20 protein-coding genes are annotated in these 19,527 nt (G+C 72.5%); 13 read left to right on the forward strand and 7 right to left on the reverse strand.

The annotated features are described in order from the left end of the window. The first annotated feature begins 3 nt into the window (after window positions 1-3). From O7625_RS24250 to O7625_RS24285, 8 genes are read left to right on the forward strand one after another with little or no spacing between them, the layout of a single operon-like run. A complete protein-coding gene (locus O7625_RS24250) occupies window positions 4-951 on the forward strand; it encodes an ABC transporter permease (protein ID WP_282341807.1) in 948 nt (315 codons plus the stop codon). A gap of 22 nt (window positions 952-973) precedes the next feature. Continuing rightward, on the forward strand, window positions 974-2,488 hold the full coding sequence (locus tag O7625_RS24255) for an ABC transporter substrate-binding protein (RefSeq protein WP_282341809.1): 1,515 nt from the start codon (window positions 974-976) through the stop codon (window positions 2,486-2,488). 26 nt (window positions 2,489-2,514) lie between these two features. Beyond that, window positions 2,515-3,537 carry an ABC transporter ATP-binding protein gene (locus O7625_RS24260; protein ID WP_282341811.1) on the forward strand — a complete coding sequence of 341 codons (1,023 nt, stop codon included), beginning with the start codon at window positions 2,515-2,517 and terminating at the stop codon, window positions 3,535-3,537. Then, window positions 3,512-4,534, forward strand: a complete 1,023-nt coding sequence (locus tag O7625_RS24265; RefSeq protein ID WP_282341813.1) for an oligopeptide/dipeptide ABC transporter ATP-binding protein — start codon at window positions 3,512-3,514, stop codon at window positions 4,532-4,534. The genes O7625_RS24260 and O7625_RS24265 overlap by 26 nt, the downstream gene beginning before the upstream one ends. Next, complete coding sequence (locus tag O7625_RS24270; protein ID WP_282341814.1) at window positions 4,531-5,499, forward strand: BadF/BadG/BcrA/BcrD ATPase family protein; 969 nt, start codon at window positions 4,531-4,533, stop codon at window positions 5,497-5,499. Before O7625_RS24265 ends, O7625_RS24270 begins: the two co-directional genes overlap by 4 nt. Then, complete coding sequence (locus tag O7625_RS24275) at window positions 5,496-6,179, forward strand: putative N-acetylmannosamine-6-phosphate 2-epimerase (protein WP_067309954.1); 684 nt, start codon at window positions 5,496-5,498, stop codon at window positions 6,177-6,179. Before O7625_RS24270 ends, O7625_RS24275 begins: the two co-directional genes overlap by 4 nt. Then, window positions 6,179-6,886, forward strand: a complete 708-nt coding sequence (locus O7625_RS24280) for a GntR family transcriptional regulator (protein WP_282341816.1) — start codon at window positions 6,179-6,181, stop codon at window positions 6,884-6,886. The genes O7625_RS24275 and O7625_RS24280 overlap by 1 nt, the downstream gene beginning before the upstream one ends. Beyond that, entirely contained in the window at window positions 6,886-8,520 is a 1,635-nt protein-coding gene (locus tag O7625_RS24285) for an FAD-dependent oxidoreductase (RefSeq protein WP_282341817.1), read from the forward strand. The genes O7625_RS24280 and O7625_RS24285 overlap by 1 nt, the downstream gene beginning before the upstream one ends. A 58-nt stretch (window positions 8,521-8,578) precedes the next feature. On the opposite strand, the gene O7625_RS24290 is transcribed toward O7625_RS24285, so the two are convergent. After that, window positions 8,579-9,427, reverse strand: a complete 849-nt coding sequence (locus tag O7625_RS24290) for a helix-turn-helix transcriptional regulator (RefSeq protein ID WP_282341818.1) — start codon at window positions 9,425-9,427, stop codon at window positions 8,579-8,581. Window positions 9,428-9,556: 129 nt separating this feature from the next. Here O7625_RS24290 and O7625_RS24295 point away from each other — a divergent pair, with 129 nt between their 5' ends. After that, window positions 9,557-10,543 carry an aldo/keto reductase gene (locus O7625_RS24295; protein WP_282341820.1) on the forward strand — a complete coding sequence of 329 codons (987 nt, stop codon included), beginning with the start codon at window positions 9,557-9,559 and terminating at the stop codon, window positions 10,541-10,543. Window positions 10,544-10,823: 280 nt separating this feature from the next. Here O7625_RS24295 and O7625_RS24300 read toward each other — a convergent pair whose 3' ends face one another. The 6 genes from O7625_RS24300 to O7625_RS24325 form a co-directional block, all read right to left on the reverse strand. Then, window positions 10,824-11,783, reverse strand: coding sequence for an NAD(P)-dependent alcohol dehydrogenase (locus O7625_RS24300; RefSeq protein WP_282347073.1), 960 nt, complete (start codon window positions 11,781-11,783; stop codon window positions 10,824-10,826). Window positions 11,784-11,870: 87 nt separating this feature from the next. Continuing rightward, window positions 11,871-13,361, reverse strand: coding sequence for a serine hydrolase domain-containing protein (locus tag O7625_RS24305; protein ID WP_282341822.1), 1,491 nt, complete (start codon window positions 13,359-13,361; stop codon window positions 11,871-11,873). A gap of 78 nt (window positions 13,362-13,439) precedes the next feature. Further along, window positions 13,440-14,102, reverse strand: coding sequence for a response regulator transcription factor (locus tag O7625_RS24310; protein WP_282341823.1), 663 nt, complete (start codon window positions 14,100-14,102; stop codon window positions 13,440-13,442). Continuing rightward, window positions 14,099-15,271, reverse strand: coding sequence for a histidine kinase (locus O7625_RS24315; RefSeq protein WP_282341825.1), 1,173 nt, complete (start codon window positions 15,269-15,271; stop codon window positions 14,099-14,101). The genes O7625_RS24310 and O7625_RS24315 overlap by 4 nt, the downstream gene beginning before the upstream one ends. Window positions 15,272-15,627: 356 nt before the next feature. Next, a complete protein-coding gene (locus O7625_RS24320) occupies window positions 15,628-15,801 on the reverse strand; it encodes a hypothetical protein (RefSeq protein WP_282341827.1) in 174 nt (57 codons plus the stop codon). Between the two features lie 299 nt (window positions 15,802-16,100). Continuing rightward, window positions 16,101-17,039 (reverse strand): LysR family transcriptional regulator, encoded by a 939-nt coding sequence (locus O7625_RS24325; RefSeq protein WP_282341829.1) that lies wholly within the window; start codon window positions 17,037-17,039, stop codon window positions 16,101-16,103. A gap of 108 nt (window positions 17,040-17,147) precedes the next feature. Between O7625_RS24325 and O7625_RS24330 the strand changes: the two genes are divergently transcribed. The 4 genes from O7625_RS24330 to O7625_RS24345 all read left to right on the forward strand — a co-directional run bounded on the left by O7625_RS24330 (window position 17,148) and on the right by O7625_RS24345 (window position 19,411). Then, window positions 17,148-18,065 (forward strand): NAD(P)H-binding protein, encoded by a 918-nt coding sequence (locus tag O7625_RS24330; protein WP_282341831.1) that lies wholly within the window; start codon window positions 17,148-17,150, stop codon window positions 18,063-18,065. Continuing rightward, window positions 18,055-18,420 carry a darcynin family protein gene (locus O7625_RS24335; RefSeq protein ID WP_067305580.1) on the forward strand — a complete coding sequence of 122 codons (366 nt, stop codon included), beginning with the start codon at window positions 18,055-18,057 and terminating at the stop codon, window positions 18,418-18,420. Before O7625_RS24330 ends, O7625_RS24335 begins: the two co-directional genes overlap by 11 nt. Before the next feature lie 85 nt (window positions 18,421-18,505). Continuing rightward, a complete protein-coding gene (locus O7625_RS24340; protein WP_084261192.1) occupies window positions 18,506-18,640 on the forward strand; it encodes an RICIN domain-containing protein in 135 nt (44 codons plus the stop codon). Window positions 18,641-19,042: 402 nt separating this feature from the next. Next, entirely contained in the window at window positions 19,043-19,411 is a 369-nt protein-coding gene (locus tag O7625_RS24345) for a hypothetical protein (RefSeq protein WP_282341835.1), read from the forward strand. Window positions 19,412-19,527 lie beyond the last annotated feature (116 nt).

Raw genomic sequence — 19,527 nt, forward strand, 5'->3', positions numbered from 1 at the left:
GAGGTGACCACCGTGTCCGACGGCGTACCCGGCCCGGCCGTGCTCGGCGCCCCGCTCGTGCCCACCGACGGCGGCCCACCCGACGGGGCGTCGACCCCACCGGCCGCCCCACCCCGCCGCCGACGTCGCCGGCTGCGCCTGTGGCTCCCCCTCGGGGTGATCGCCGGCTACCTGGTGGCGGGGGTGATCGGGCCGCTGATCGCCCGGTACGACCCGATCGCGACCTCCGTCGCCGACCGGCTGCTGCCCCCGGGCAGCCGGATGTCCGACGGCGGCCTGGCCCTGCTCGGCACCGACCAGGTCGGCCGGGACCTGCTGCCCCAGATCATGCAGGGGGCCCGGATCTCGTTGCTGGTCGGCGCGGCGACCCTGCTGCTGGCCGGCACCGTCGGCGCCGCGATCGGCATCCTCTGCGGCTACCTCGGCGGCGTGGTGGACGCGATCGTCATGCGACTGGCCGACATCCAACTGGCCTTCCCGTCGATCCTGCTCGCCGTCTTCGTCGCCGGCGTACTCGGCTCCAGCGTCACCAACGTCGTACTCACCCTGTCCATCACCACCTGGCCGATCTTCGCGCGGGTGGCCCGGGCACAGACCATGGCGACCCGCTCCCGGGACTTCGCCAACGCGGCCCGCACCCTCGGCGCCGGGCCGTGGCACGTCGTGCGGCACTGCGTGCTCCCCGCGGTGGCCAGCCCGTTGCTGGTCATCGCCACCGTCCAGCTCGGATTCGTCATCGTCGCCGAGGCGTCGCTGAGCTTCCTGTCCCTGGGCATCCCGGCCGGTACGCCGAGCTGGGGCACCACCATCGCCAACGGACGCGACTACCTGGCCAGCGCCTGGTGGATCGCCACCCTGCCAGGCCTGGTCCTGGCCGTCTTCGTGGTCTGCGTCGGCGTGCTCGGCGACGAACTACGGGACCGCTCCGATCCGAACCTCTCCACCCGGTAACCCGTCAGCGAAATGGGAACACATGAGACCCTCGACCACCCGACTCGGTGCGCTGGCCCTCGCCGGCGTACTCGCCCTGACCGCGTGCTCCTTCGGCTCCGACGACCCCGCCGGTGACGGCGGCGGCGTCACCACCCTCCGGGTCGCCAACCCGACCCCGGTGGTCTCGCTGAACCCGTTCGCCGCGAACTCGGCGGACCAGCCCACCCTCACCGTCGTCCAGGAGGTCTTCGAGACCCTGGTGGTCCGCCAGGACGGGAAGATCGCCCCGAAGCTCGCCGAGAGCTGGACCAACCCCGACCCGTTGACCTGGCAGTTCGTGCTGCGCAGCGGCGTCACCTTCGCCGACGGGACGCCGATGACCAGCGCCGACGCCAAGGCGTCGCTGCGGGCGCTGATCGACGGCAAGGGGCCGCTGGCCGGGCTGTGGGCCACCGTCGACGACATCCGCACCCCCGACGAGCGCACCCTGACCATCCACACCACGAGCCAGCTCGGCACCGTGCTGAGCAACCTCACCCTGCTCTGGATCGCCCCCGCCATCAAGATCGGCGACAGCGCGTTCTTCGACGCCCCGTACGGCACCGGCCCGTTCAAGGTCTCGTCGTTCACCGCCGGCCAGAGCGTGAACCTGGTCCGCAACGACAGCTACCGGGGTGACCGGCCGAAGCTGACCAGCATCTCCTACCGCTACATCCCCGAGGTGTCCGGCCGGGTGACCGCGCTGGCGAACAACGAGATCGACGTGACCTGGGGCCTGCCGCCGGACCAGCTGACCGGGCTGCGGGACAACAAGGACCTGACCGTCCAGTCGTTCCCCACCTATGCCAACTACTACATCTGGTTCAACAGCTCCCGGAAGCCGTTCACCGACGCGCGGGTCCGGCAGGCCATGTGGCACGCGGTCGATTTCGCCAAGATCAGCAAGTCGCTGTTCGACCAGGCCGGCACCCCCGCCACCGGCCCGCTGCCGGAGGCCGTGTTCGGTGCCGCCGGGCAGAACCCGTACACCTACGACCCGGTCAAGGCCCGCCAGCTGCTCACCGAGGCCGGCTACCCCGACGGGTTCAGCACCACGATGATGTGGAGCAGCGGCTGCTGCACCAACGGCAACTCCTTCGCCGACGCGATGATCAGCGACTGGGCCAAGGTCGGCATCGTGGTCAAGCCCCAGGAGCTGGAACGGGCCACCTGGCTGGACAAGCTGCTCAAGCTCGACTGGGACAGCACGATGACCACCGGCAGCACGGTCACCGGCGACGCCGACTTCACCCTGGCCCGGCTCTACCTGTCCACCGCCAAGCGCAACGGCTACGCCAACCCCGAGCTGGACCGCGTCCTGCTCGCCGCCCGCGCCGAACTCGACCAGGACAAGCGGGCCACCCTCTACGCCCAGGCCGGCAAGATCGTCTGGGACCAGGCGGTGGGCATCTTCCCGCTCGACCTCAACGGCAACGTCGTGCTGCGCGGCACCGTCGACGGGTTCACCCCGACCCCGAACGACCTGCCCGACTTCGCCGGCGTATCGCTGCGCTGACCCGAGAACCGGACCCGGAGGACCCGATGGTCGCACCACCGCACACCCCCCGTCCCCTGTTGACGGTCGACGACCTCGTCGTCTCGTTCGACGGCCCGTTCGGCGCCTACCGGGCGCTCAACGGTGTCTCCTTCGAGGTCGGCAGGGGTGAGACACTGGCGATCCTCGGGGAGTCCGGGTCCGGTAAGTCGGTCACCGTCCGCGCGGTCATGGCGCTGCTGCCCCGGCACAGCGCGACGATCGAACGCGGCACGATCCGCTACGACGGCGAGGAGATCTCCGCGCTGCCGGTGCGCCGTACCCGCGAGTTGTCCGCCACCGAGATGGCGATGGTCTTCCAGGATTCGTTGACCGCGCTCAACCCGGTGGTCCGGGTCGGCCAGCAGATCGCCGAACTGTTCCGGGTCCGGCAGCGCACCTCACGCCGGGAGGCCTGGCGGCGGGCCGTCGCCGGCCTGGAACGGGTCGGCATCCCGAACGCCGCCCGCCGGGCGCACGACTACCCCCACCAGTTCTCCGGCGGAATGCGCCAGCGGGTGGTGATCGCGATGGCCCTCGCCCTGCGCCCCCGGCTGCTCATCGCCGACGAGCCGACCACCGCGCTGGACGTGACCGTGCAGGCGCAGATCATGGACCTGCTCCGGGAACTGCGCGAGGCCGACGGGATGTCGATGATCCTCATCACCCACGACCTCGGGGTGGTCGCCGACGTGGCCGACCGGGTCGCCGTCATGTACGCCGGCACGGTCGTCGAGTCGGGGCCGCTGCGCACCGTGTACGACGCGCCGGCCCACCCGTACACCCGGGGGTTGATGGCGTCGATCCCGGCCCCCGACCGACCCGGCGAACGGCTGACCCCGATCGAGGGGATGCCGCCGTCGCCGTTGGCCACGCCGGCCGGCTGCCCGTTCCACCCCCGGTGCCCGGTCGCCCGCAGCGCCTGCCGCACCGACCGGCCGACCCTGCGCACCGTCGCCGCCGGCCACCAGGCGGCCTGCCACTACGCCGAGGAGGTGATGGCCGGTGTCGACGTCCGAGACGCGGCTTGAGGTCCGACAGCTGCGGGTCAGCTATCCCACCCACGGTGGCCCGCTGCGCCGGGCAGCGGCCGTGCACGCCGTGGAACGGCTCAGCCTCACCGTCACCACCGGCCGCACCCTCGGCCTGGTCGGCGAGTCCGGCTGCGGCAAGTCCACCCTGGCCCGGGCCATCGTCGGCCTGCGCCGACCGACCGGCGGCGAGATCTGGTACGCCGGCGAACGGGTCGACACCGCCGACGCGGCCCGCCGACGCCGGCTGACCGCCGAGATCCAGATGGTCTACCAGGACCCGTACTCGTCGTTGAACCCGCGCAAGAAGGTGTCCTTCATCGTCACCGAAGGATGGCGGGTCCACCGCGGCTCCGTCCCCCGCGACCAGTGGCCGGCCCGCACCGCCGACCTGCTGGCCCGGGTCGGTCTCGCCGCCGAACTCGCCGACCGGTATCCCCACCAGTTGTCCGGCGGCCAGCGCCAGCGGGTCGGCATCGCCCGCGCCCTGGCCATGTCGCCCCGCATCCTGGTCTGCGACGAGCCGGTCAGCGCGCTGGACGTGTCCGTCCAGGCACAGACCCTCAACCTCCTCGCCGACCTGCGGGCCGACCTGGGGCTGGGCTACCTGTTCATCGCGCACGACCTGTCGGTGGTCCGGCACATCAGCGACGACCTCGCGGTGATGTACCTGGGCCGGATCGTGGAGACCGGACCGGCGGCGACGGTGTACGACACCCCGGCCCACCCGTACACCCGGGCGCTGATCTCGGCGGCCCCGGTGCCCCGCCCCTGGGCGACGCCGCCGGCCGAACGCATCCTGCTCACCGGCGAGGTGCCGTCCCCGGCCTCGCCACCGTCCGGCTGCCGCTTCCGGACCCGGTGCCCCCTCGCCCAGCCACGCTGCGCCGAGGTCGAACCGGAGCTGCGGACGGTCGCCGGACGCGAGGTCGCCTGCCACTACGCCGAGTCCAGCCTCGCCGACGCTCCACCGTCGACCACGGCGGTGACCCGGTGAACGGCGCCGGACCCGTCCGCGTCGGGGTCGACCTGGGCCAGGGCGGCTGCCGCGCGGTGGCCCGGCACGGCCGCTCGACCGGCCACGCCGAGACCCCCGGCTTCTGGACCGGCGACGCCCACACCCGGATCGCCGACGCGGTGGCCGGCGCGCTGGCCGACCTGGGCACACCCGGCCCCGACACCACGGTGCTGGTCGGCGTCGGGATGACCGGGCTCAACGGCCGACCACCGGCGAGCGACGCACTGCACGCCCGGCTGCGAACCCTCGGTCACCCCGGGCGGCTGCGGATCGCCGACGACAGCGTGACCGCGTACCTCGGCGCGCTCGGCCCGGTCCCCGGCGCGGTCGTCGCCGCCGGCACCGGCGCGGTGGTCCTCGCCGCCGACGCCGCCGGCCGGACCGCCCGCTCCGACGGCTGGGGCGCCGACCTCGGCGACCGGGGCTCGGGACACTGGATCGGCCGCACCGCCATCCGGCTCGCCCTGCGCGACCGGGACCGGGCCGCACCCGGCCGACTCGCCGACGCGGTGACCGCCGCCTGGGGGCCGGTCGAGACGCTGCCGGCCCGCTGGCGGGCCGACCCACCGACCCCGGAACGGATCGCGGGCTTCGCCACCACGGTCGCCGACCTGGCCCGCGCCGGTGACGACGCCGCCGCACGGATCTGGCGCCGGGCCGGCGAACTGCTCGCCGAATCCGTGGTCGGGGCGCTGTTCCGGGTCGGCCTCGAGGCGACCCCGGTCCCGGTCGCCGGCACCGGCGGGGTCTTCCGGGCCACCGACCTGCTGTGGCCGCCGTTCACCGCGGCACTGCGGGCCGCAGCGCCCGCGGCACAGCCGGTTCCGGCCGCCGGCGACCCGCTCGCCGGGGCGCTGGCCCTGGCCGACGGGCCGCCCGGCCCCGGTCCGTTCCCCGGACTCACCGTCCAGATCGACTTCGACGCAAAGGCAGAACACCGATGAACGTGGCCGAAGCCATCCGTGGACGCCTGGTCGTGTCCTGCCAGGCCCAGGGCCGCAGCCCGTTCCGGGACACCGGACACATGATGGCGATGGCGGCCGCAGCCGTGCTCGGCGGCGCCGCCGGCCTGCGCGGGCAGGGCGTGGACCACGTGCGGGGCATGGTCGGCCTCGGGGTTCCGGTGGTCGGACTGGTCAAGCGGCACACCCCCGGCAGCCCGGTCTACATCACCCCGACCGAGGCCGACGTGGCCGCGCTGACCGGTGCCGGGGCGCAGATCGTCGCGGCCGACGCCACCGGCCGTCCCCGGCCCGGCGGGGAGAAGCTGTCCGACCTCGTCGCGGCGACCCACGCCGCCGGGGCGCTGTTCATGGCCGACGTGGACAGCGTGGACACGGCCATGGCCGCCGTGGACGCCGGCGCCGACCTGGTCGGCACCACGCTGTCCGGATACGTCACCGGCCCCGTCCCCGACGGACCGGACATCGCCCTGGTGGGGAAGCTGAGTCGACATTGTCCGGTTCCGGTCATCGCGGAGGGGCGATACCGTACCCGTACCCAGGTCTCGGCGGCGTTCGACGAGGGTGCATGGGCCGTCGTCGTCGGCACCGCCATCTCGGACCCGGTCAACACCACGCGCAGGTTCGCGCAGGCCTGCCCGCACCCCCGGTTGGACTCGTGATGACCACCAAACTGAGCCAGATCCGTACCGAACTCCGGCACCGCGTCGCGGGCCTGCCGGCGCACTCGGCCCTGCCCCGCGAGCGGGACCTCGCCGAGGAACTCGGCGTGAGCCGGACCACCCTCCGGCAGGCGCTGCGCGAACTGCTCGACGCCGGCCTGGTCTACACCATCCGGGGACAGGGCACCTTCGTCTCCGACACCCGGATCGCCAAGGGCACCAGCCTCAGCGGGTTCACCGAGGACATGCTGGCCCGGGGCCTGCTGCCGAGCAGCAAACTGATCGTCGCGGACGCGATGGTCGCCCGCGACGCGGACGCCTCGGACCTCGGCCTGCCCGAGGGGTCACTGCTCTACCGGGTGGAACGGCTCCGGCTCGCCGACGGCGCACCGATGTGCCTCGAAGAGGTGCACCTGCCGGCCGACCTGTTCCCCGGCCTGCTGGTCGAGAACCTCGACACCGGGCTCTACGGGATCATGAAGGACCGCTACCACGTGCAGGTCACCGTGGCACAGCAGATGATCGCCGCCGTGGTACCCACCCGGCGGCAGTGCGACCTGCTGGAGATCCCGCCCTCGGCGGCGCTGCTGGAGGTCCGCCGGATCGGCTACGACGGACGCGGCCGGGCCGTCGAACGAGCGGTGTCGCTCTACCGGGGCGACCGCTACCACTTCTCCCTGACCGCACGACGAGGCGAGGCGGACTGATGCGTACCAGCCCGACGGAGCAGCACACCGACGTCCTGGTGGTCGGCGGGGGCGTGGGCGGGATCGCCGCCGCGTTGGCCGCCTGCGAGGGCGGCGCCCGGGTCGTCGTCGTCGAGCCGTACCGGTGGATCGGCGGACAGCTCACCTCGCAGGCGGTGCCGCCGGACGAGCACCCCTGGATCGAGACGCACGGCTCGACGGCCAGCTACCGACGGTTCCGGCAGGCGGTACGCGACCACTACCGGACCTGGTACCCGCTGACGTCCGACGGATCCGGCCGGCCGCTCAACCCGGGTAACGGCTGGGTCAGCCCGCTGTGTCACGAACCCCGGGCCGCACTGGCCGTACTCCACGCCATGATCGCCCCGTGGCGGGCAGCGGGGCGGCTGACCGTGCACACCCGGGCGCAGGTCGAACGGGCGCACACCGACGGGGACACGCTGACCGTCCTGACCGTCCGACTCGCCGACGGCACGCTGCGCCACCTCGGGGCCAGCCTCGTCCTGGAGGCGAGCGAGACCGGTGAACTGCTGGCCCTGGCCGGCATCGAACACCGCACCGGCACCGAGTCACAGGCGCAGACCGGCGAACCGAGCGCCCCGGACCGGCCCGCGCCGCTGAACATGCAGGCGGCCACCGTCTGCTTCGCCCTCGAACACGTCGACGGCGACCACACGGTGGACCGGCCGGCCGACTACGACCACTGGCGGACCCGGACCGCACCCGGCTGGCCGGGCCCCCTGTTCAGCTGGGCCTACCCCGATCCGCGGACCGGTCGGGCGGTCACCGGCCGGTTCACCCCCAACCCCCGGTCGACGGCGACCTCGATGGAGGAGGGCCTGATCGCGCCGGAGTTGTGGACGTACCGGCGGATCCTCGACCGGCAGGCGTTCCGGCCCGGTCTGTTCCCCAGCGACGTGACGGTGGTCAACTGGCCGATGAACGACTACCTGGACGGGCCGCTGTTCGGCGTGCCGGATGCCGAGCGGCACGTCCGGCGGGCCAGGCGGGCCAGTCAGGCTTTTCTGTACTGGCTGCAGACCGAGGCACCCCGCCCGGACGGCGGCACCGGCTTCCCCGGCCTGCGGCTGCGCCCCGACGTCACCGGCACCGACGACGGCTTCGCGCAGGCGCCGTACATCCGGGAGGCCCGCCGGCTGGTGGCGGTGACCACGCCGACCGAGCAGGACCTGTCGGTCGCGGTGCGGGGCGCCGCCGGTGCGGTCCACTATCCCGACACGGTCGGCACCGGTCACTACCGGATCGACCTGCACCCGACGACCGGCGGTGACGGATATCTCGACGTGGCGGCGCACCCGTTCGAGATCCCGCTGGGGGCGTTGCTACCCGAGCGGGTCACCAACGTGATCGCCGCCGGCAAGGCCGTCGGCACCACCCACATCACCAACGGCTGCTACCGGGTGCACCCGGCCGAGTGGTCGATCGGAGAGGCCGCCGGCGCGCTGGCCGCCTACTGCCTGGACCGCCAGACATCGCCGCACGGGGTCCGGGCCAGCGCGAAACTGCTGGAGGAATTCCAGTCCGAACTGGCCCGGCGGGGGGTCGACCTGCGCTGGCCGACGACCATGGCGACGGCCCCGAAACCGGCCGCAGGCGACGCACTGCCGAGCTGAGTCCGACGGGCGGGCGCCGACGTCGGCCCGCGAAGCGCTGCCGTCGGGCGTGGGCGCGTCAGTGGGGCACGCCGGCCGGGAACTCCTCGACGCCCAGCACGCGCAGCAGCTCGAGCCTCTCCCGGGACTCGGCGTCGGCCGGGGTCAGCACCAGCAGCAGCTGGCCGAGGTCGGGGGTGACCAGGGTTTCGCAGTCCATCGTGATGCGGCCCACCCGCGGGTGCCTGAACGTCTTGCGGTCGGCCCGGCGTACCGCCACCTCGTGCTCGGCCCACAGCCGCCGGAAGTCGTCGCTGGCCGCCCGTAACCGTTCGATCAGGCCGGTCACGGTCGGGTCGCCGGCCCGCCGGCCCGCCACCGCGCGCAGGTCGGCGACCTGCTGGCGGGCGTGCCGTCGCCACTCCTCGGGGCCGTGGAGGTCGCGGATGGTCGGGTCGGTGAAGGTGCGGTACGCGACGTAGCGGCGGTCACCGGTCAGCCCGGTGTGGTCGCCGGCGAGCAGGATCGACATGCGGTTCTGCGCCAGCACCTCGCTGAGGTCGGACAGGACCATGGCGGGGGTGTCGCCGACCAGGTCGAGCAGGCGGACCAGGCCGGCCCGGGCCAGGCGGGCGACACCCTCGGCGGGTGGTGGCTGGTGACCGGCCAGGTGGAACAGGTGGCTCCGCTCGTCGTCGGTCAGGCGCAGTGCCCGGGCCAGGGCGCCGAGGAGCTGGGTCGACGGCTGGCTGCTCCGGCCCTGTTCGAGGCGGACGACGTAGTCGACGGACATGCCGGCGAGCAGGGCGACCTCCTCACGGCGCAGGCCACTGGTGCGGCGACGGGGGCTGTCGGCGATGCCGACCTCGGCGGGGCGGATGGCCTCGCGCCGCCGCCGCAGGAAGTCGGCGAGCTGCTCACGCTGCATGCCTCCATGCTGCCCCCGGGGCGGGGCACCGAGCCAGGGAGTGGCGCTCCCCCGATGAGCGCTCCGCTGCCGGCCGGCCGGAAAGCGGCGCAGGGTGGAGCCGAGATCGACCGACGAGGGAGAGTTCCGATGCAGACACGCACGCTGGGCAGCACAGGTCCGACCGTTTCCGCGGTGGGGCTGGGGGCGATGGGCATGTCGGGCGCGTACGGCCCGGCCGATCGCAGGGAGAGCATCGCCACGGTGCGGGCCGCGCTGGACGCGGGGGTCACGCTGGTCGACACCGGCGACTTCTACGGCATGGGGCACAACGAGCTGCTGTTGTCGGAGGCGTTGCGGGGACGCGACCGGGACAGCTATCTGCTGAGCGTGAAGTTCGGGCAACAGGTGGGGCCGGGCATGACGTTCGCCGGGCAGGACTCCCGCCCGGATTCGGTGCGCAACTTCCTGAGCTACTCGCTGACCCGGCTCGGTGTCGACCACGTGGACATCTACCGGCCGGCCCGGCTCGACCGGTCGGTGCCGGTCGAGGACACGATCGGCGCGATCAAGGACATGATCGACGCCGGTTACGTGCGGTACGTGGGGCTCTCCGAGGTCGACGCGGAGACCGTCCGCCGGGCGCACGCCGTACACCCGATCGCTGATCTTCAGATCGAGTACTCGCTGCTGTCGCGGGCGGTCGAGGCCGAGGTGCTGCCCACGCTGCGGGAGCTGGGCATCGGGCTGACCGCGTACGGGGTGCTGGGCCGTGGTCTGCTCTCGGGGAACTGGGTGCCGGGGCGGGCGGACGATCCGCGTAACCACGCCCCCCGCTTCGCGGCCGAGAACGGGGCGCACAACCTCGCCCTGGCGGAGGCGTTGCGCCGGGTCGCCGACGCGAAGGGGTGCACGGTGGCGCAGCTGGCGATCGCGTGGGTGGCGGCGCAGGACCCGTCCATCGTCCCGCTGGTCGGTGCGCGTACCCGGCAGCGGCTGGCCGAGGCGTTGCCGGCGCTGGCGGTGACGCTGTCGGCCGCCGATCTCGACGAGATCGAGGCGGCCGTGCCGAAGGGCGCCGCGCGCGGTGACCGCTATCCCGCGGCGTTCATGGCGAGCCTCGGCGTCGGCAACTAGGGCCTCGGCGTACGGCGTGAGCGGGTGACCCGGTGGGCGGGTCGGAACCGTGGCCGGTGTGTCGGTCGCGCCGGCGGGGTGTCCTGCCCGGGGTGGGTGCGGTGGTCACCGCCACCGCGTCCCGTGGCCGGGCAGGACACCATGGCCGGTCCCGACGCTCACGGTGGTGCCGTGACCGGCGGCGACGCGGGGTTCCGCAGCCTGGTCAGGCAGCGGCGGAGAACGGTCGGCCGGGGAGCCGGGGCCACCGTGCGTCGAGCCGGGCGGTGCCGGTGGTGTGTCAGTCGAGGTCGGCGAGGTCCAGTACGAAGCGGTAGCGGACGTCGCCGCGTCCGAGCCGGTCGAGGGCCTGCCGGATCCGGGCGGACGGCAGCAGCTCGATGTCGGCGGTGATGCCGTGTTCAGCCGCGAAGGCCAGCAGTTCGGCGGTGTGCCTGATGCCGCCGGTGCCCGATGAGCTGAGCTTCTTGCGGCCGGAGCTCAGCTCCATGAGGTTCACCGTTGTCGGCATGGGGAAGCCGAGCACGCTGAGGGTGCCGTCGAGAGTCAGCAGCCGCAGCAGCGGCGACAGGTCGTGCGGGCCGGAGATGGTGTCCAGGATCAGGTCGAAACGGCTGGCGGCCCGCGCGAGCTGGGCGTCGTCGGTCGTGACGAGCAGATCGGCGGCGCCGAGTTTCCGGGCGTCGTCGACCTTGCCCGGGGTACGGCTCAAGACGGTGACCTCGGCACCGAGTGCGGCAGCGAGCTTGACACCCAGATGGCCGAGGCCACCGAGGCCGGCGACCGCCACCCGGCTGCCGGAGCCGATTCCCGCCCCGCACAGCGGCTCCCACATGGTGATGCCGGCGCACATCAGCGGAGCCGCACCGGCCGGGTCGAGGCCGGCGGGCAGCCGGTGGGCGAACTTCTCCCGCAGGACGTACTCACGGCTGTACGCGCCCTTGGTGATCGTGCCGTCGAGCCGGTCGGGACTGCCGTAGGTGCTGGTGGGGCCTTCGAGGCAGAAGTTCTCCTGGCCTACCTGGCACATCGAGCAGGCCCCGCAGGAGTCGACGAGGGTGCCGACGGCGACCTGGTCGCCGGGAGCGAAGCGGCTGACTGCAGCCCCGACGGCGGCGACGGTGCCGGTGAACTCGTGGCCGGGCACCACGCCGGCGGTGTTCCGGTAGTGCGGCATGATCCCGTTGAGCAGGTGCAGATCGCTGTGGCAGACGCCGCAGTAGTCGACGCGGACCGCGATGTCGTCGCCGCGTCGGTCCCGCCGCCTGCCGACCGACCGGGTGACACAGGCGGGACAGGCCCCTGCGGCACCCGGTCGGCGGGAAGATCACGCCGTCGACCCGGCCACCACGGGACTGTCCACTGCGCGCACCGCCGGACCGGCGTCACGCAGACACCAGAGGCGACGGACCAACGCGACCGCCCCCAGCACACAGCTGACGAGACACAGCAGCGTCAGCAGCGGCAGCAGCCAGGCGAAGACGATCCAGTACGCAAAGCCGAACGTCGCGCCGAACAGCAGAATCGGCAGCAGCGCGGGCAGTGTGGCGCCCAGCACCGTCGCCAGAGCAAGGGGCACGAGTCGCAGCACCAGCAGCGGTCGCCGCGCCGTGCGGCGTCGCACGGCCCAGCGGCGCGCCCGGACGGCCGCGGTGACCAGCAGCGCCGCCAGCACCACCGTGAGCCCGAGCAGGACCGCGTTCACGGTGTCGAGCGGATTGCTCATCGGCTTCGTCGGTGTCCCGAACCGTTCGGCGAGGAGGTTGGCCGAGAGTTCGCCGGGGGCGCCGACACCGTTGGTCAGGACGACGGCAGCCTCACCCGTCGAGGGCGAGAAGACCATGTCCCCGGTCCACGTCGCCAGGGTGCCGCCGTGGCCGATCATCGGCGGTACGCCCGAGGTGCCCCGGCGGGCCTGCCAGCCCAGGGCGTAGTCGCCGGCCCCGGGCTGGACGGTGTGCAGCTCGGCCAGGGAGGCGGCGCTCAGCAGGCCGGCACCGGGGCCGCCCTGGTTGAACCGCAGCCACCGCACCATGTCGTCCAGGGACGAGATCACCCCGCCGTTGCCGGCACACATCCCCGGCATCTCCGGCACCGCAAAGGCGAACCCGAGAACGACCTGATACCCGGACGGCAGCCCCTCGGCACCGTCCGAACACCCCGGCGTCGAGCGGGTACTGGTCATCCCCAGCGGGGTGAACAGCTCGGCACGCAGGAAGTCGTCGAAGGGCCTGCCCGACGCCACCTCGACGATCCTCGCCGCGATCGTGTAGTTGGTGTTCTGGTACACCGCTCGGCTCCCTGGATCGGCGGCCAGGGTCTCGTCGGCCAGTCGGGCCACGGCCTCCCGCGCGTCGCGCGGCGGCGGGAACGGGTACTCGTCGTTCGTGCTGCTCGACAGGCCCGACGTATGGCTGAGGACGTGCCGCACGGTGATCGCGGTGAAGCGCCGATCGGCCATCCGGAAGTCGGGAAGGACCGTGACGATCGGGGCGTCCAGGGCGACACGGCCCCGGTCGACCAGCAGCATCACCGCCGCCGCCGTCATCGACTTGCTCATCGAGCCGATCCGGAACAGCGTTCCCGTCGTCACCGCGTCGCCGTCGCCGTCCCGGCCCCGCACGGTCGTCTCGACCGACGACCCGTCGATCACGGCCGCCGCGACCCCCGGCGGCGCGTAGGCGGAACGGTAGTCGTCGACCGGCCCTCCACCGGTGGCGTGGGCCGGCACCGCCGGGCCGAGCAGGACGGCGAGGAGCACACCGGCGACGGCGGTCAGGCAGGTCAACCAGGGCAGACGCAGAGGTAGGAAGGTCACGACGTCGAACCTAGGCAGCCCCCCGGCGGCGGTCATCACACCACGGGGTGAGGCGGCACCACCCGGCGGAGTGAAACCTCAGCCGGGCAGATCGTGCCGACCGACCAGCCCGTTCTCGTACGCGTGGATCACCACGTGCACGCGGTCCCGCAGACCCAGCTTCTGCAACACGGACCTGACGTGCGACTTCACCGTGTTCTCACTCAGCACCAGTTCCGCGCAGATCTCGCCGTTGGACCGGCCGCGGGCGAGCAGGCCGAAGATCTCGACCTCGCGCGGGGTGAGGCCGTCCAGCGCCCCCGCCCTGCGGGTCGGCGCCTGCCGTACGAGATCGAGGACCGTCGCAGCCACCCCCGGGGCCAGCGCCGACGTCCCGGAGGCCACGTCACACACCGCCTGCGCCAGGGCGGTGGGCCGGACGTCCTTGGTCAGGTAGCCGCTCGCGCCGGCTCGGATCGCGGCCACGACCAGGTCGTCGTCGTCGAACGTCGTCAGCATGAGCACCCGGGTCGCCGGGGCGATCCTGACGATCTCCGCCGTGGCGGCGACCCCGTCCATGCCCGGCATGCGGATGTCCATCAGCACCACGTCGAGACGGTGCCGCCGGACGACCTCGATCGCGTCCCTGCCGTTCGCGACGTCGTGGGTGACCTCGATACGTTCGTCGACCGACAGGACCGTCCGCAGAGAGGCCCGCAACAGTTCCTGATCGTCGACGAGCATCACCCGGATCCCGGTCATGCCCCCTCCTTCGTGGGCAGCCGCGCCCGCAGCACCCATCCGTCGTCCCCCTGGGCCATCGACAGGCTGCCGCCGGCGGTACGCACCCGTTCCCCGACACCCAGCAGGCCGGTGCCCCGACTGCCGATGCCGCGCCGCGCCGTACCGCCGTCGTCGCGCACCTCCACCTCCAGCTCGGCCGGGGTCCACCGGAGGCGCACGGTCACCGCGACCGGCGGTTCGAGGTGGCTCAGCGCGTTGGTGACGCCCTCCTGCACGGTACGGACCGCCGCCACCTCGGCGCTCAGGCTCAGCGGCCGACGCCGGCCCACTTCCGTGAACGTCACCGCGTGCAGCGGGCTGGCCGCCGAGGCCACCAGGTCGGCGATGGCATCCAACGAGATCGGCACCTGCCCGCGCCGGGCACCGGCGTCCGGTGCCGTGGCCGGCCCCAGGGTGGCCAGCATCGCTCGCAGGCCCTGGTGGGCGTCCCGGCCCGTCTCGGCGATGTCGCCCAGTTCGCGGCGGGTCGCCGGATCCGCCGTCGTCACCGCTGCGGCCTCGATCCGCGCGACCATGACGGTGACCGTGTGAGCGATCACGTCGTGCAGGTCGCGGCGGATGCTGGCCCGTTCGTCCGCGACCGCCACGGCCAGCCGTTCGCTCTCGGCCCGCCGGCCCGCCTCGTGCCGCCGACGCACCAGCACGGCCGCACCCCACACACCGCCGACCACGGCCACCAACAGCCCGCCCTCGATTAGGAGGGTCCATCCCGGGATCCCGGGGGGCAGCCGGCTCCACGCCACCGCCTCGGTGACGACGATCCCGAGTACGGCGACAGCCAGCGCGACCACCGAGGATCTGACCGGGACAAGGCCGGTCAGCCGCCACAACGTGAAGGGGAAACACAGGGCCGACGGCAGCAGGATCGCCGACCAGCCCGGGAAGGAGATCGTCGCCAGGACGAGCATGCCCAGCGCGCCGGTCGCGTACCCCACCCACGGTCGCCGACGGGACACTACCGCTGCCCGGTGGAGCAGGACGGCAGCGCCCGCCGCGGCGAGGATCTGCCCCGGGTGCGCGCCGGAGTACCGGTTACCTACCAGGGCGAGCACCGTCAGGACGGCCAGGACCCCGTGCGCCGCCACCGTCGTCGCCGGCCAGGTGCCCCGGCGTGGGGAGACTGTCACAGTGGTCGCCTCCCGCTGGGTTCGTGCCGCGAGCCGTGCCCGTCACGGCGTGCCACAGGATAGCCAGGCGGGCGGTGCCCGGGGCCTGTTCTCGCGTACGCAGGTCATCGGGCGAGCCGATCCGGCGGCGGGCGTCGGCCCCCGGGACCGCCGGTCGGGGATAGCCGACGGCGAGGGCACGGCGACAGCCACGAGGCGCAGGTGGCGGGCTCACCAGTGCACCGCGACCCGGGCGGGCCGTCCTGACAGGAACCTGACGGATGCTCCGGATCCTGCACCGGTTGCCAGCGGATCTCCACGACGCCAGGTTGACTCTCCATCGATGATCGCCTGCGTAAGTGTCCGGGGGCCGCATGTCAACGTCCGTCACTCGCCGCACCGTCCTGGCCGGTGGCACCGGCGCCGCTGTCGGCCTGACGCTGCCCGGCCCGGCCGCCCACGCCGCCGACCACCACCCCACCAGCGTGAGCTTCACCCTCGACGCCACCACCCTCGACGGTGGTGAACAGGTCACCTCGGTCACCCTGCACACCGCACGGCTCGGGCCGATCGACGCCGCCGGGCTCCACCCCGGCACCTTCACCGTGCACGCCAGGGCCACCAGCCCCGTCCCGATCGCCCCCGGCGACCTGATCTTCAGCGAGTACGACCTCGACCGTACGGTGACCGCGGCCCGGCTCGACCGGCACGGAAACATCGTGCTCGACCTGAGCCACGGCGAAGGCCAACTCGGCGGCGGCACCCTCGGCTACATGGATGGCCCGACAGCGTCGGTGATCCGCCGCGTCCGCACACGCGGACCCGCCACCCCGTCCGGGTCCAGCCTCGACTATTCCTCTCCGGCGGGACCGAGTACCCGGCGCACGGCGTCACGCAGCCACTGGTGGGCACCGTCGACGCTGTGGCGTGGGTGCCAGGCCATACCGATCGTCAGCGGTGGCAGTGGCAGTGGGATCTCCAACAGGCGCAGCCCCAGCGCGTACGCCGCGTCGCTGAGCCGCGACGAGGGCTCGCCCGGCAGTGCGGTCGGCACCAGGCAGACCACGTCCTCGGCTGCGGCCATCAGCATCGCGGCCAGGTGGCCGGGCAGCACGGCGCCGACCCGCCGGGCGAGCCCCTGCGCGGCCAGGGCCGTGTCCAGCGGCCCGGTGAAGCGTCCGCGGCGGCTGACCGCCACGTGCTCGGCCGCAGCGAGCCTGGCGGCCGTCAGCGCTCCTTCGGTGAGCGGGTGTCCAGCCCTGACGCCGGCCGCCATCCGTAGGGTGACCAGTTCCTCGACGTGAGTCTCCGGGTCGACGTGGTCGATGGCCCCGATCTCCAGGTCGATCCGTCCGTCACGCAGCGCGGGGCCAGCCTCCCACTCCTCGGCCAGCACCCGCAGCGACACGCCCGGCGCCCGGCGTCGGGCGAGCCGGAGCAGACCGGGCGCGAACGCGGCGCCGACCAGGTCCGCGGCCTGGACGGTGAAGGTGCGCCGCAGTGCCGCGGGGTCGATCCCGCCGCTCGGGGCGAGTAACGCCTCCAGCCGGCGCACCACCGCGGCAGCCTCGTCCCGCAGTGCCTCGGCGCGCGGAGTGGGCACCATCGTCTGCCCGGCCCGCACCAGTAGTGGATCTCGGAGCACCCGGCGCAGCCGGGCCAGGCTACGGCTCATCGCCGCGGGCGACGTCTGCAGCCGTGCGGCGGCGCGGGTGACACTCTGCTCGGTCAGTAGGGCGTCGAGAGCGACGGCGAGGTTGGCATCGAGGTTCGAGGCTGGGCTACCCACACACTCATTCCACTTCAGGCAATGATCGGATGCTGAAGTTCCCATTGTGGCAATGCGATGCCTGTCAGCACGATGAAGGAGTCCCGTCGATCCGACAATCGAGGTTTCATGATCGTCATCACCGGTCCCACCGGGAACATCGGGCGGCAGCTGCTGTCGCTACTGATCGAGGACGCGACCGCAGGTCGTGAGGAGTTGCGTGTCGTCGTCCGGGATCCGGCCCGGCTACCTGAGGGCGTCCGTGGACGGGTCGAGGTGGTCGTCGGCTCACACGGCGACGCCGCGACCGTCGAGCGTGCCCTCGCCGGGGCGGACGCCGTCTTCTGGCTGGTACCGCCGGACGCCTCCGTCCCGCCCGACGAAGCCTACAGCGGCTTCACCCGCCCGGCCGCGCGGGCTTTCGCCGCTCACGGCGTCGGCCATGTCGTCGGCATCTCGGCGCTCGGCCGTGGCACCCCGCAGGCCGCCCGGGCCGGGCTGGTCACCGCCTCCCTGGCCATGGACGACCTGATCGCCGGTTCCGGCGTCGCCTACCGCGCCCTGGCCTGCCCGTCCTTCTTCGAGAACCTGCTGGAGGAGGTCGACACGATCCGCGACGACGGCGTCTTCACCGACACCGTCGCCGCGGCCCGTCCGGCCCCCATGGTGGCCGTCGCCGACATCGCCGCCGCTGCGGCCGCGCTGCTGCTGGACCGCTCCTGGACCGGCGTGGGCGAGGTCCCTGTGCTCGGTCCGCAGGACCTCTCCCCCGACGACCTGGCCCGCATCATGACCGAGGAACTGGGCCGTCCGGTCCGCTACCAGCGCCAGTCGCTCGACGAACTGCGCTCCACCATGCTCGGCTACGGCCTCAACGAGGCGTTCGTCGAGGCCATGGTCGACATGAAACGCGCCAAGGACGAGGGCCTGGACTCGGGCATCGCCCGCTCACCGCAGGCGTGGCCGGCGACCGCGTTCGCGCAGTGGTGCGCCCAGACGCTCCGACCCGCCGTCCTCGGCACGCAGGAGACCGTCGATGCCCGCTGACCGGACCGAGCCGCCGGTCACCGCTTTCATGCTGGTCAAAACCACGCCCGAATGGCTGGCGATGACCGTGGCCGAACGGGTCACGGCCTTCACCACCCACGTTCTCCCCGTCATCCAGGCCCGCACCCGCGGTGTCCGCTCCCGCTTCTACGACACGGAGTTCTACTCGGCGCGGGTCACCGACATCTGGGTCTGGGAGGCGGACGACCACGACGCCTACCGCCTGCTGATCGACGCCTTGCGCGAGACCCCCTTCTGGGACCGCTACTTCCAGGTCGTCGACCTGTTGGTGGGCACCGAGAACGGCTACGCCCGCACCTACGGCCTGAAGCCGCTGGCCACCCTGGCCACCTGACGCTCCACCAGACCGGCCGGTGGCGCCGTCGGACGACGGCGGCACCGGCTCGGCGGAGGGCGGTCCACCCGGTACGTCATCGTGGATGGTCTCGTCACCGCCGATCGTCGGGCTCCCCGGCAAGTGCCTGGACGTCCGCAACGCCGCCACCGCCGACGGCCAGGCCGTCCACCTCTGGACCTGCCTGTCCGCCGCCAACCAGAAATGGACCCTGCCCTGACCAGGTAGGCGGACCAGCCGTGCCCCCGCTACCGCACCGGCAGCGGGGGCACGTCCGCGTCTTCGGTCTTCGGGTGCCCCCATCGGTTACCGACACTACTGACGTACCGCCGGCGCGCCGATCAGGACGTGGTATCGATGGTGTCCACGTCGAATCTGCACGGCGTCTCAACGCGGCAGGTGAAGAAGCTGGTCGAGCAGCCCAGGATCGGGGTGGTGCCGGCGCTGCCGGACGCATTACCTGCGCAACCCGCTGACCAATGTCCCACATCCGCGCAGCCGTGGATCGTCAGCCTCCGTACCCGCTTGCCCACCCGCCTCCGCCTATTGCATTCACGGGAGCAAGAGGGCTATATTCATAGCAGCCGCTCAATCGAGGCTTACACGGGGGAAAGGCAGCACGATGGAAACAAGAGCGCCGTGGATCACCGGTGCCAAAAAGTCAATGCAGGTGGCGTTGCTAGTCGGCATGACCATCGCCACCAGCCTCACGGTCGCCACGAACCCTGCTCAGGCAAGGGCTCAGAGCTGCCAGTCCGCTAGCGTCTCGGCGATTCTGGATTACCGCGACGGCACCCAGTCCACGTTCAGCTGCACTGGGACATACTATCCTTTCAACAAGGACGCGGCCAACTTCAGAAGCCGTGGATGGTCAGGCTACATCACTTACAGCACTGGTAGGCAGGACACGTTCTGCAACAACGACAACTTCTGGTACCCGGACTACGCCAGGGTGACCAAGCTGGTGCTTTCGCCAACCAAACTCTGCTAAGGCAAATCACGCCTTTCGCGGAATCCTATCGCCAATAATAGCGGCCCTAGTCCTTCGACTAGGGCCGCTATGCTACACAGCCGAGATGTGCCCGTACAGGCTCTCGTGACATCCCC

This window comes from Micromonospora sp. WMMD714 (genome assembly GCF_029581315.1).
GTDB lineage: Bacteria > Actinomycetota > Actinomycetes > Mycobacteriales > Micromonosporaceae > Micromonospora > Micromonospora rifamycinica.